Source organism: Nocardioides sp. Soil796, assembly GCF_001429525.1.
Classification (GTDB): Bacteria; Actinomycetota; Actinomycetes; order Propionibacteriales; family Nocardioidaceae; genus Nocardioides.
Map to the genome: position 1 here is coordinate 214,820 of NZ_LMSQ01000017.1, position 12,139 is coordinate 226,958.

Below are 12,139 nucleotides of genomic sequence, written 5' to 3' on the forward strand. Positions count from 1 at the left end.
CGCGGCTGGTTCAGCCCGCGAGGATGCGCCGGACCAGGTCGTCCCACCCGGCGATGATGCGCTCCTCGCCCACGCCCTCGGCCCTGTGCTGGCGCAGGATCTCGGCCTCGAGCGGCGCGAGCACCGCCGTGGTCAACAGGTGCAGGTCTCCGGTGGCGCCGAGCTCGGTGAGCAGGTAGCGGACGTGCATCGCGGCGAACGAGTAGGCGGCGTACGACCGGCCGTAGGAGGAGATCGCCGCCTCGATGAGGTCGGCGTGGCGCAGGTTGAGGTCGAGGCGGGAGCGCCCGAAGGCCCGGAGTCGTTCGAGTGGGGGAGCGCCCGGCCCGAGCGGCGGCGGACCGGAGATGACGGCGTTCTGCCAGGCCGACTCGGAGTGGTCGAGCACCGCGCCCATCAGGCCGGCCCGGCTCTCGAAACGCCGGAACACCGTGCCCTTGCCGACTCCTGCGGCCTCGGCCACCGCTTCCATGGTGACCGCGCAGGCGCCGTTGGCCTCGACGAGTCGCAGGGCCGCGTTCAGCACCGCGTCGCGGTTGCGCGCGGCGTCGCGGCGCTCCGGTGCCGGCTGGCCGAGCAGCGGCAGCTCGGCCCTGACCTGCCGGTCGTCGGCAGCTCGGGGCTTCGTGGGCGGTGTCACAACACTCATCCTAGAGGCCCGGAATAAAGCGGACCGCGGTCCGCTTATGCCCTCTGTTCGTCCAACAAACCTCTGAGGAGACAGCTCCATGTCTGACACCCGCGTGCTCGTCCTCGTCGGCAGCCTCCGCGCCGACTCCCTGAACCGCCGCATCGCCGAGACCCTCCAGGCCCAGGCCCCGGCCGGCGTCACCATCGACATCGCCGACGGCCTCGGTGAGATCCCGTTCTACAACGAGGACATCGACGGCGAGACCGCGCCCGAGGCAGCCACCCGCCTGCGCGCCGACGTCGCCGCCGCCGACCGCGTCCTGGTCGTCACCCCCGAGTACAACGGCACCATGCCCGCCGTGCTCAACAACGCCATCGACTGGCTGTCCCGCCCGTACGGCGCCGGCGCCGTCGTGGGCAAGCCGTTCGCCGTGGTCGGCGCCACCCCCACGCCGTACGGCGGCAAGTGGGCGCACGAGCACGCCCGCCACTCGGCCACCATCGCCGGTGCCCAGGTGCTCCAGGAGATCGTCGTGTCGCAATCCGCGATGGAGGGCGACATCCTCGCCGACGACGAGGTCGTGGCCCGTCTGGTCAGCGCCGTCGAGGCCCTGGTCGCCGCCGAGACCGAGACCTCCGCAGCCTGACATTTCCGATACTCCCTGACGTTCCGGTCCCCAAGGAGGGGCCGGAACGTCAGGGAGTATCTGCGTCTTCAGCGCCAGAGCAGGGCGCTGGTGTAGTCGGCGTTCGTGTAGTGGAGGTAGTCCTTCACCTGCTTGGCGGTGACGCCCTTGCCGCCGGTGACCACCGTGAACACGGCGTACTTCCCGGCGCTGCGCACGCGCCACTGGCCCTTGTCGAAGCCCGGGACGATGTCGGCCTTCTGGTAGTTGAAGTCTCCGTCGGTCAGCGTCTTGTCGTTGGAGAACGTCTTGGCCTTCTTGTCGCTCTTCATCTCCAGGATCATGTGCGTGATCATCACCCGGCCGCCCAGTGCCTTGAGCGTCACCTTGACGCCGTACACGCATCCGCGCTTGGTGAGCGCGCCCTTGACCTCGAGGCCCGAGCAGTCCGGGTAGTCCTTGCCGCGCACGTGGTCGGCCGCCATGCGTACGCCGTCCAGCTTGAAGTCCCAGTCGTGGGCGTACTCCGCGGCGGTGAGTCGGCCGCCGGGCGGCGGCGTGGTGCTCGGGTCCGTGGTGGAGGGGGCGTCGGTCGGCGTCGTGCTGGGCGACTCGGTGGGGTCCGTCGACGGGTCGTCGGTGGGAGTGCTGCTCGGCGCCACCGCCGGATCTCCGGCCACCACGCTGGACTTCTCGTCGGAGTCGCACCCGGCGAGCAGCCCGGCCACCAGGAGCGCCAGGACGATCGGCCCGGCAACCGCGCGCGGGCGACGGTTGCTCTGGATGGTTGAACGCATGACACTCCTCTGTCGGTGACTCCGGAGCACCACCCCTACCCGATGCTCCGCCCACGCAATCATTCCCGACACTCCCGGGACCGCAACCACGGGATCGTCAGGGAGTGTCGGTGAACCAGGTGGGGACGGCGGCGGTGAAGGACGCGCGGTCCAGGCCGCCGGCACCTTCGGGGAGTACGGCGACCACGGGTACACCGGCCACGCGGGGCAGGTCGTCGAGGTTGCACGACTCGGCAAGGTCGGGGGAGTGCGGCCAGGCGCCGATGACGAGTCCGGCCGGTTCGAGGCCCCGGGACCGCAGGGCGCCTACGGTGAGCTCGGTGTGGTTCAGGGTGCCCAGCCCGGCCCGCACCACGACGTACACCTCGGCGTCGAGGTCGGCGGCCAGGTCGAGCAGCGTGCCGCCGTCGGTGTCGAGACGCACCAACAGGCCGCCGGCTCCCTCGACGATCACGGTGTCGACCGCCTCGGCGAGCGCACGCACCCGGACGGCGTACTCCGCCACTGCAGGGATCGTGACGCCGGCTCGACGCGCGGCGGTGTCGGGGGCCAGCGGGTCGGGCAGGCGGGTGTACTCCTCCACTGCGCAGCCGGTGAGGGCACGGACCACGTCGATGTCGCCGGGCTCGTCGGTGTTGGTCGGTCCGATGCCGGTCTGTGCGGGCTTCACGACGGTGACCGTGCCCCGCTCCGTCGCGCGTACGGCGAGGGCGGCGGTGGCGATCGTCTTGCCCACCCCGGTGTCGGTGCCGGTGACCACGATGATGCGACCGCTCACCGGTGCTCCTTGACGACGCGGCCGATGACGTCGGTGGCGTGCTGCCAGTGCGCCTCCGGCAGTCCGGCGTTGCAGGTGATGCGCAGCCGTGACACCCCGTCGGGCACCGACGGCGGCCGGAAGCAACCGACACGGATGCCCTCGGTGAGGCAGGCGGCCTGGGCGGCGACTGCCACCCGGGGAGCGCCGAGCGGCACCGAGAGCACGGCGCCGGCCGGGAGGTCGACCTCGAGCGCCTGACCGAGCGTCGCCACCCGGTCGTGGATGGCGCGCGGCAGCTCGGGGTGCGCCACGAGGTGGCGCAGGGCGGCCAGGGCGCCGGCGGTCGGTGCCGGGGCCAGCGCGGTGTCGAAGATGAACGGGCGGGCACGGTTGACCAGGTGCTCGCGCAGCGGCGCCGGGCCGAGGGCCACGCCGCCCTGCGCGCCGAGCGCCTTCGACAGGGTGGCGGTGACGACGACGTGGGGGTGGTCTGCCAGGCCGAGCTCACGGACCAGCCCGTGGCCGCCGGTGCCCTTCACCCCGACGCCGTGCGCCTCGTCGACGACAAGCAGGGCGTCGTGCTCCGCACAGACGGCGGCCAGGTCGACCAGGGGAGCGGCGTCGCCGAGCACGGAGTAGATCGACTCGGCGAGCACGAGCGCACGTCGGCCGTCGGCCGCCGCGAGCGCGCTCCGCACCGCGGCGACGTCGTTGTGCGGGGTCACCACGGTCTGGGCGCGGGAGAGGCGGACGGCGTCGATCAGCGAGGCATGGATGTGCGCATCGGAGACCACCAGGGCGTCGCGGTCGGCCAGCGCAGTGACCACCGAGAGATTCGCGTGGTAGCCGGTCGAGAAGACCAGGGCGGCCGGCCAGCCGAGGAAGTCGGCCAGCTCGCGCTCGAGGTCGGCGTGCAGGTCGAGGGTGCCGGTGACCAGTCGCGAGGCGCCCGCTCCGGCACCCCATTGCGTGACCGCGTCGGCTGCCGCCCGGACCACCTCGGGGTGGCGGGACAGGCCGAGGTAGTCGTTGCCCGCGAGGTCGATGGTGTCGTCGTCCGCCCTGCGTGGGTTGAGGATTCTCGTCAACCCGGCGTCTTCGCGTGCCTCCGCCTGCTCGGCCAGCCAGGCACGCCAGCCGGTCCCGCTGCTTCCGCCGCTCATCCCGCGACCGCCGCGGCGTGCAGCGCGGTGCAGATCCGGGCGACGACGTCGTCGGACGAGATGTACGGCGGCATCGTGTAGATCAGGTCGCGGAACGGACGGATCCACACACCGTTCGCGAGCGCGGCATCGGTCGCCGCCACCACGTCGACAGGGTGGTCGAGCTGTACGACGCCCACGGCGCCGAGGGTGCGGACGTCGTACACCCCGGGGAGCTGGCGCAGGGGAGCGAGGCCGCGCTCGAGCGCGGCGTTGATGCGGGCGACGTCGGGCTCCCAGCCGCGACTCAGCAGCAGGTCGATCGAGGCGGAGGCGACCGCGCAGGCCAGTGGGTTCCCCATGAACGTGGGGCCGTGCATCAGCACGCCGGACTCGCTGGCCGAGATGCCGCCCGCGATGTCGGAGGAGCAGAGCACGGCGGCCAGCGTGAGGTAGCCGCCGGTCAGCGCCTTGCCCAGGCAGAGGATGTCGGGCGTGACCACCTCGGAGACGAACAGGTGGCCGGTGCGACCGAAGCCCGTGGCGATCTCGTCGAAGATCAGCACCAGTCCGAGCCGGTCGGCCACCTCGCGCATGACCGTGAGGCAGGCCGGGTCGTAGGGGTGCATGCCGCCGGCGCCCTGGAGCAGCGGCTCGACGATGATGCCGGCGAGCTCGTGGGCGTGTGCCTCGGCGAGTGCCGTGAACGAGGCGGTCCAACCGGCCAGGTCGCCGCCCGGTGCCGGTGGCTGGTCGGCGAAGACGTGGGAGCGCAGCATGCCGGTGAACATCGTGTGCATGCCGCCCACGGGGTCGCACACGCCCATGCAGCCACAGGTGTCGCCGTGATAGCCGCCGCGGACCGTGAGCAGGCGGGTGCGCTCGGGGCGGCTGCGGCCACGCTGGTGCTGCACGGCCATCTTGATCGCCACCTCGACGCTGACCGATCCGGAGTCGGCCAGGAAGACGTGCTGCAGTGGAGCGGGGGTGATCTCGACCAGCGTGCGAGCCAGGTCGATCGCCGGCCGGTGGGTCAGGCCGCCGAACATGACGTGCGCGAACTCCCTTGCCTGGTTGGCGATTGCCTCATCGAGCGCGGGGTGGCGGTAGCCGTGGATCGCCGACCACCACGAGCTCATCGCATCGATCACCTCGCCGGAGCCCTCGAGCTCGAGACGTACGCCGGACGCCCCCGTCACGAGTCGCGTCGGAGTGGGGTCGGTCATCGACGTGTAGGGATGCCAGACGTGCTCGCGGTCGTAGGCGAGCAGGGAGGCGGTGTCGGTGCTCACGCGGTCACGCGTTCGCGGGAGCCTCGGTGCCCGCGCCACGCTTGCGGATCACGGGGTTGTGGGACGTCTCGCCCACTGCCTCGTCGGCATGCCCCGAGCAGCCGCCGCCACAGGACGTCGCGCAGCCGGCGCCCTCGGAGGCACTGTCGCACGGGCTCACGGATGCCGAGCCGCAGTCGCCGGCCGCGGGCTCGAGGGAGTCGAGGCCCGGCAGGCTGCCGTTGGCGAACGCGTTCTCGTTGCCGAGGATCACGAAGCCGTTGTCGCGCAGCATCTCGAGGTCGGACCTGGCGTCCTGTCCCTCCGAGGTGAGGTAGTCGCCGAGGAAGATCGAGTTGGCCACCTGGAGGGCAGTGGCCTGCAGGGACCTCAGGTGCATCTCGCGGCCGGCGGCGATGCGGATCTCCTTGTCGGGGCACACGAACCGGGCCATCGTCAGGATCCGCAGGCACCGCATCGGCGAGAGCTCCCACGTGTTCTCGTACGGCGTGCCGTCGAAGGGCATCAGGAAGTTCACCGGGATCGAGTCGGCGTCGAGCGCGCGGAGGGCGAAGAGCGCCTCGACCAGCTGCTCGTCGGTCTCGCCGAGTCCGGCGATCAGGCCGGAGCAGGGGGAGAGGCCGGCCGACTTCGCCTTGCCGATGGTGTCGATGCGGTCGTCGTACGTGTGGGTCTGGACGATGTTGTCGTGGTTGCTCTCGGCGGTGTTGATGTTGTGGTTGTAGGCGTCGACGCCGGCGGCCTTGAGCCGGTCGGCCTGGCCGTCCTTGAGCAGCCCGAGGCAGGCGCACACCTCGACCCCGTCGTAGGTCTCCTTGATCGCCTCGGTCATCTCCACGACCCTGTCGACGTCGCGGTCGGAGGGTCCGCGGCCCGACGACACCATGCACACCCGGGTGGCGCCGCCCTTGAGGCCGGCCCCGGCCTGCTGGAGGGCGTCGTCCTTCGTCAGCCAGGAGTACTTCAGGATCGGTGCCTGCGACCCGAGCGCCTGGGAGCAGTAGTTGCAGTTCTCGGGACACAGGCCCGACTTCAGGTTCACCAGGTAGTTCACCTTGACCGTGTTGCCGAAGTGCTCACGGCGCAGCCGGGCAGCCGCGGAGACCACGGACAGCAGCTCCGCGTCGGTGGTCTGCAGCACGGCGAGGGCATCGGCCTCGGACGCGGCCCCGCCGTCGAGGATCCGGTCGGCGAGCTGGTCGAAGTGGGTCGTCATGTGGGTGCGTCTCCTGGTCGTCGGCGAACCTGAACGGTGTTCAGGCAACCTGAACGGTGTTCAGGTTAAGCGAGTTCGACGGGACGCCGCAACACACGTCGGGATGATGGACATCCTGCACGTGGGTGGTCGAACCGTGGACTCTTGCGTCGCGAACCATGGATCGTTGCGCGTCGAGCCGTGGATCCTTGACGTATCAGTCGTCGCCGATGCCGCGGGCGTGGAGCGCGTCGCCGGTCTCCATGGCCCGGGCCACCACCCGGATCACGAACGGCGAGAGGTAGGCGCGCGGATGCCGGCCCAGGCTCCGCGCACGGGCCGCGTCGCGGGTCTCGTGGGCCAGGGTGACGGTGCCGGGCAGGGCGCCGATCGCCAGGGCGAAGGCCAGTGCGACCCGTTCGGGCTTCACCCCGATGCGGCGGAACGGTCCGAGCCAGCGGACGACGGCATCGAGCATCGCGTTGACCGACGTGGTCGCGGTGACCACCACCGCGGCCAGCGCCAGCGTGACCAGGTCGACGAACGACTCGATCGCCTTCGCGCCGCCGTACCACCACCACTGGAAGGCGGCCACGAACGCAGCCAGCACAAGGATGCTGCGGGCCGCCCGCCACAGGGTGCGCAGGCGCACCCGGGCAACGGAGACCAGCAGCAGCGCCACCGCGAGGAACGCGAACGACGCGGGCATGCTGCGCACCAGCACGATCGAGAGACTGAGCACGCCGAGCGCGACCACCTTCACCCCGACCGGCAGGCGGTGCAGCAGCGTCGTGCCGGGTTGATAGATCCCGACCAGGACGCTGCCGGAACCCTGGCTCATGCCGACACCGACGTGACGTAGTGCTCGACGGCCTCGTCCGCGTCGCCGTCGAAGGTGACCCGGGCGTCGGCGACCACCAGCACCCGGTCGCAGCGCCGCGCCAGGTCGAGGTCGTGGGTGACGAGCATGAGCTGTTGCTCGAGGTCGAAGAGCAGGTCGCCGACCCGTCGGGTGTTGGCCAGGTCGAGCAGCGTCGTGGGCTCGTCGGCGACGACCAGCGACGGGCGTACGGCGAGCACCCCGGCCAGTGCCAGCATCTGCTTCTGCCCGCCCGAGAGCGAGTGCACCGAGTCGTGCGCATGCTCGAGCAGTCCGTTCTCGTCGAGCACCGCCAGGGCGAGCTCGCGCCGCCGGGAGGCCGACTTCTCCTGCCGCCGCAGCGACAGCTCGATGTCCTCCACGCAGGTCGGCATCACCAGCTGGGCGGCGGGATCGGTGAAGCAGAACCCGACCGTACGACGCACTGCCGCGGCGTCGCGGCGTACGTCGAGGCCGTCGACGCGCACGGACCCGGTCGTGGCCAGGACCAGCCCGTTGAGCATGCGGGCCAGGGTCGACTTGCCCGATCCGTTGGCGCCGATCACGCCGATCCGGTGCTCGGTGAGCTCGAGGGTGGTGGGTTCGAGCACGACGCGGGATCCGCCGTCACCGGGAAGGGGGACGACGACGCCCGCCCGGTAGAACTCGATCCGCGGCACGGTCAGCCCGCGTCGGGTGCCGCGTCGCGAAGCGCTGCGTCGGGTGCCGCGTGGCGAGGTGCGCGGGCGAGCAGTTGCGGGAAGGCCCGGTGCACCTCGGCGGCGATCAGCGCGACCAGTGTGGTCTTGACGAAGTCGCCGAGCCAGAAGGGCAGGTCGTAGGTCATCGCCTCGTGCCAGCTGACGTCGAAGAAGAGCTTCATGCCGGCGATGCCCATCGGGTGGATGACCAGGATGCTGCCCGCGGCGGAGCACAGGAAGATCACCAGCGCGCTGGTGCGGCGCTGGCCGGCGACGTACTTCACCAGTAACCCCGCGACGAGCGCGGCGACCGGGAACGACCACAGGTAGCCGGCGCTGGCGCCGGTGAAGGTGCCCAGGCCCGAGGAGTGCTCGGCGAAGACCGGCAGGCCGATCGCGCCGAGGCCGAGGTAGAGCGCCACCGCGAGGAAGCCGCGCACGGGGCCGAGCAGGCAGCCGGTCAGCATCACCGCGAAGGTCTGCAGGGTGATCGGCACGCCGGCGCCGCCGACCGGGATCGCACCGACGTACGCGCAGGCCGAGATCAGTGCGGCGAACGCCGCGATCAGGGCGATGTCGGTGGTGCTCGACGTCGTACGCCGGGTGCTGGTCGGGGTCTGCGTGCTCAAGGTCGTCGTCTCTTCTGCAAGGTGTCGCGGGCCGGAGCCGTTGCTGAACACTGTTCAGGTTAAGGTCAGTGCATCGTAGATCCTCAAGGAGGGGTGGGAAGTTGAGCTACCGCAGGGCGGACGTCGTCGAACACGCCATCGTCGTGCTCGACGCCTACGGGCTGGCCGACCTCTCCATGCGCCGCCTGGCCAGCGAGCTCGGCGTGCAACCCAGCGCGCTCTACCACCACTTCGCCAACAAGCAGACCCTCCTGGCCGCCGTGGCCGACGAGATCCTGCACCGTGGCACCCGACCTCGGACGACGACCGCCTGGGACGACCGGGTCGTCGAGGTGTGCGGCCAGCTCCGCGACGCGATGCTGGCCTACCGTGACGGAGCCGAGCTCGTGGCGACGGTCAGCGCGTTCGGCCTCGGCGCGGAGGCCCCGGCACTCGAGCTGGCCGAGGCGCTCGCCGACGCCGACCTCGACGCCGACCTGGCGCCCGTCGCTGCCCGCACGCTGATCCACTTCGTGCTGGGCCACGTCATGGACGAGCAGACCCAGATGCAGGCCAGCAGCGCCGGTGCGATCGAGGACCGGCCGCGCGAGGAATCCGACTTCGCGCTGGGGCTGGCGCTGGTGCTCGACGGCATCCGGGTGCGTGCCGCGGTCTCGTCCTGACCGCAGTCGCCGCGAGGCGACATACGACTCACACGGTGAGCCTGCGGGAGACGATGTCGTCGGCCGCGAGGAACGCCTCGCGCTCCCCGGTGAGGGCCGCGAGGAAGTCATCACGGCCGAGGGCGTGGAGCACGGTGTCCTCCAACGCAGTGATGGTGGCCGTCCGCGGCACGTCACGCAGCAGGCCGATCTCACCGAAGAAGTCGCCGGGCCCTTCGCGGCGGAGCACCACGCCGTCCTGGGTGACCTCCACGAGCCCCGACTCGATGACGAAGAACCGGTCGGACTCCTCGCCCTGGCGCAGCACGACCGACCCGGCCGGCACCGCGAGGCGAACCAGTTGACCGGCCAGGCCCTCGACGACGGAACGGGGAAGTGGTGCGAACATCGGAACGGCGGCGAGCAGATCGGCCCCGAACGGCGCGGTGAGCCGTGCGTCGAGACGACGCATGCGGGCGATGAACGGTACGACGGCCAGGGCCACGCCCAGCCCGACGACGGCGAGCGCGGTGCGCAGGCTCCACAGGTCGAGGAGGAACGGCATGGCGAAGGCGCCGAGGGCCATGGTCGCGATCAGGCACGACTCGAGGGCCCCGAACACCCGCCCGAGGACCGCGTCCGGGCTGATGCGCTGGACGATGGTGTCGAGGTTGACGTCGACCAGTGGGTTGGCGAGGCCGAGGAGGGCAACGGCTGCGAACACCGTCACGGGTGAGGGCCACAGCGTGACCAGGACCAGCGGCACGGACCACAGCAGGACGCCCGTCGTGAGGTCCTGGGCGAGGCGCTGCCGGGACGCCCTCGAGATCGCCAGGAATCCACCCAGGACGGCGCCGACGCCGAGCGCCGACTCGAGGTAGCCGACACCGTGGGCTCCGGTGTCGAGGACCTCCACGGCCATCACCACGAGGAAGACGGTGGAGGCGCCGGCCACGATCGTCTGCATCGCGACCAGCCAGGTCACCACGACCAGGTCCTTGTCGGCCCAGATGCAGCGGAAGCCACCGGAGACCTCGGACAGGAAGCTCTCCCGCGGGGCGTCGTCCCCGTCGTCACCGCCTCCCGCGTCGTCACCGCCTCCCGTGTCGACGCCGGCTTCCTCGTCGGGGCCGCTGGTGGGGTGCGGGACCCGGATGCCGAGCACCATCGCCATCGACCACACGAACGTGACGGCGTTGAGGCAGAACACCACCGACACGCTGGTCGCGCCGATCAGCAGCGCTCCGAGGGCGGGACCGACGAAGAAGGAGAGGCTCTCGATCGTGCTGGACGACCCGTTGGAGGCGGTCAGCTCCTCTGGGCTGTCGGCCAGAGTCGGCATCAGGGCTCGCTGCGCGCAGCGGAAAGGTGTCCCCAACAGTGAGGTGAGCGTGGCCAGCACGAAGATCGGTGCGGCGGGAGTGTCCAGGAAGAGACAGGCCGCGGCGGCGGCGACCAGCGTGGCGCGGCCGATGTCGCACAGGACCATAACCGCCTTGCGCGGCGCTCGGTCCGCCCAGGTGGAGGCGAAGGGTGCCGTCACCGACATCAGGGCGAGCCGGATCGCTGCCCAGATGCCGACGGCGCTGGCCCCGCCGACGCCGTACGCCCAGACCGTCACCGCCGTCGCGTAGGCCCAGTCGCCGATCATCGATCCGGCCAGGGCGAGCTGGACCCGCCTCAGTCCGGGGTTGCCGAAGACCGACCTGAGCGAAGCCTTCGTCTCGTGGAGGGCAGTGCGGGTGCTGGCGACGAGGCCGGCCCGAGGCGCGGGAGCGGAGGCCACGGCGGATGTCTCGTCCGATGCCACGCCTGCCTCCTGGTGCACGCTGCCTTTCGACCGTAGTGCGCTCCGCACGGTCCTGGTGGGTTTCCGGTCAATCCGCGATCTGGTCTGGACCAGTCGGTGCCGCCGCCGTCGGCGGGCACGCCTACGGTGGGGGTCGTGACGGATCCGATCGAGAACACCGACCTCCACTACCGCGAGGAGGACTGGTACGCCGAGGACCTGGGCGCGGCCCGTTTCGTGCGCTGCACGTTCACCGACATGGACCTCAGTGAGGTGGTCACCTCCGGTGCGACGTTCGACCAGTGCACATTCGCCAACAGCAGGCTCAACGCCAGCACCCACCGTCACACCGCGTTCGTGGCCTGCGACTTCCAGCGGACCAGCCTGTTCGACGCGACCTTCGAGGGCTGCAAGATGATCGGCTCGGTCTTCGCCGACTGCACCGTCCGCCCGATCAAGGTCGTTGGCGGCCAGTGGCGGGGCGTGACGATGCGCGGGCTCAACCTCAGCAAGCTCGACCTCGCCGGCCTCGACCTGCGCGAGGCCGACCTCTCGATGAGCGACCTCACCTCGACGTCGCTCGCCGGCGCGAACCTCGACGGCGCCAACCTGCGCGAGACGAAGCTGGCGGGCGCCGACCTGAGGGGTGCCTCTCTCGACCGGGTCGACCTCGCGGCAGCCCATCTGCGGCGTACGCACCTCGACCTCGCGGGCGCCGTACTCCTCGCCGAGCTGCAGGGCGCGCTCGTCGACGCGGAGCCGGTCAGGCAGTGACTGTCGGCCGTCGCCCGCGCGTCGACCGGAACGGTCAGACGTCGACGGTGCCGCCGCTGCGCCAGTAGACGCTGTCCTCGCGGGTGAGGAACTGGTCGTCGACCAGGTAGCGCCGCAGCGCCGCGACATCGGGGTGGAACGCCCGGAGGATCTCGTTAACCTCGATCTCGGGGTAGGTCCGGCCGAGCTCGAACGACTGCGCCAGGTGGTCGAGCACGACGAGCCGCTTGGCCCGCTTCGTCGGGATCGTGTGCAGTCGTCCCTCGGCGTCGAGGAAGTTCCCGAGAACCTTTGAGTCCATGCT

The 12,139-nt window shown here is 71.0% G+C and carries 14 protein-coding genes; 3 read left to right on the forward strand and 11 right to left on the reverse strand.

Features of this window, described 5'->3' with window-relative positions; translation table 11 throughout:
• Positions 1 to 10: 10 nt before the first annotated feature.
• Positions 11 to 640, reverse strand: coding sequence for a TetR/AcrR family transcriptional regulator (locus ASH02_RS08000; RefSeq protein WP_414858568.1), 630 nt, complete (start codon positions 638 to 640; stop codon positions 11 to 13).
• A gap of 88 nt (positions 641 to 728) precedes the next feature.
• Between ASH02_RS08000 and ASH02_RS08005 the strand changes: the two genes are divergently transcribed.
• A complete protein-coding gene (locus ASH02_RS08005) occupies positions 729 to 1,277 on the forward strand; it encodes an NADPH-dependent FMN reductase (protein WP_056676096.1) in 549 nt (182 codons plus the stop codon).
• 68 nt (positions 1,278 to 1,345) lie between these two features.
• Here the strand turns inward: ASH02_RS08005 and ASH02_RS08010 are convergent, their stop codons facing one another.
• The 8 genes from ASH02_RS08010 to ASH02_RS08045 all read right to left on the reverse strand — a co-directional run bounded on the left by ASH02_RS08010 (position 1,346) and on the right by ASH02_RS08045 (position 8,631).
• Positions 1,346 to 2,053: a hypothetical protein gene (locus ASH02_RS08010; RefSeq protein WP_057294551.1), complete on the reverse strand. Its 708-nt coding sequence runs from the start codon at positions 2,051 to 2,053 to the stop codon at positions 1,346 to 1,348.
• A gap of 97 nt (positions 2,054 to 2,150) precedes the next feature.
• On the reverse strand, positions 2,151 to 2,831 hold the full coding sequence (bioD, locus tag ASH02_RS08015; protein WP_057294552.1) for a dethiobiotin synthase: 681 nt from the start codon (positions 2,829 to 2,831) through the stop codon (positions 2,151 to 2,153).
• A complete protein-coding gene (locus ASH02_RS08020; RefSeq protein ID WP_057294553.1) occupies positions 2,828 to 3,976 on the reverse strand; it encodes an 8-amino-7-oxononanoate synthase in 1,149 nt (382 codons plus the stop codon). Before ASH02_RS08020 ends, bioD begins: the two co-directional genes overlap by 4 nt.
• Positions 3,973 to 5,247 (reverse strand): adenosylmethionine--8-amino-7-oxononanoate transaminase, encoded by a 1,275-nt coding sequence (locus ASH02_RS08025; protein WP_082620864.1) that lies wholly within the window; start codon positions 5,245 to 5,247, stop codon positions 3,973 to 3,975. The genes ASH02_RS08020 and ASH02_RS08025 overlap by 4 nt, the downstream gene beginning before the upstream one ends.
• Positions 5,248 to 5,251: 4 nt before the next feature.
• Positions 5,252 to 6,463, reverse strand: a complete 1,212-nt coding sequence (gene bioB, locus ASH02_RS08030) for a biotin synthase BioB (protein ID WP_057294554.1) — start codon at positions 6,461 to 6,463, stop codon at positions 5,252 to 5,254.
• 196 nt (positions 6,464 to 6,659) lie between these two features.
• On the reverse strand, positions 6,660 to 7,283 hold the full coding sequence (locus tag ASH02_RS08035; RefSeq protein ID WP_057294555.1) for an energy-coupling factor transporter transmembrane component T: 624 nt from the start codon (positions 7,281 to 7,283) through the stop codon (positions 6,660 to 6,662).
• A complete protein-coding gene (locus ASH02_RS08040) occupies positions 7,280 to 7,981 on the reverse strand; it encodes an energy-coupling factor ABC transporter ATP-binding protein (RefSeq protein ID WP_057294556.1) in 702 nt (233 codons plus the stop codon). Before ASH02_RS08040 ends, ASH02_RS08035 begins: the two co-directional genes overlap by 4 nt.
• A gap of 2 nt (positions 7,982 to 7,983) precedes the next feature.
• Positions 7,984 to 8,631 carry a biotin transporter BioY gene (locus ASH02_RS08045; protein WP_056891404.1) on the reverse strand — a complete coding sequence of 216 codons (648 nt, stop codon included), beginning with the start codon at positions 8,629 to 8,631 and terminating at the stop codon, positions 7,984 to 7,986.
• 101 nt (positions 8,632 to 8,732) lie between these two features.
• On the opposite strand from ASH02_RS08045, the gene ASH02_RS08050 reads away from it, so the two are divergent.
• The gene (locus ASH02_RS08050; RefSeq protein ID WP_056676115.1) at positions 8,733 to 9,293 is read left to right on the forward strand and encodes a TetR/AcrR family transcriptional regulator C-terminal domain-containing protein; all 561 of its coding nucleotides are present in this window, start codon (positions 8,733 to 8,735) and stop codon (positions 9,291 to 9,293) included.
• Positions 9,294 to 9,321: 28 nt separating this feature from the next.
• On the opposite strand, the gene ASH02_RS08055 is transcribed toward ASH02_RS08050, so the two are convergent.
• Positions 9,322 to 11,082, reverse strand: coding sequence for an MFS transporter (locus tag ASH02_RS08055; RefSeq protein WP_156409734.1), 1,761 nt, complete (start codon positions 11,080 to 11,082; stop codon positions 9,322 to 9,324).
• A 135-nt stretch (positions 11,083 to 11,217) separates the two neighbouring features.
• On the opposite strand from ASH02_RS08055, the gene ASH02_RS08060 reads away from it, so the two are divergent.
• Entirely contained in the window at positions 11,218 to 11,835 is a 618-nt protein-coding gene (locus ASH02_RS08060; protein ID WP_057294558.1) for a pentapeptide repeat-containing protein, read from the forward strand.
• A gap of 34 nt (positions 11,836 to 11,869) precedes the next feature.
• Here ASH02_RS08060 and ASH02_RS08065 read toward each other — a convergent pair whose 3' ends face one another.
• Positions 11,870 to 12,136, reverse strand: coding sequence for a DUF2087 domain-containing protein (locus tag ASH02_RS08065; protein ID WP_056676124.1), 267 nt, complete (start codon positions 12,134 to 12,136; stop codon positions 11,870 to 11,872).
• Positions 12,137 to 12,139: the final 3 nt, after the last annotated feature.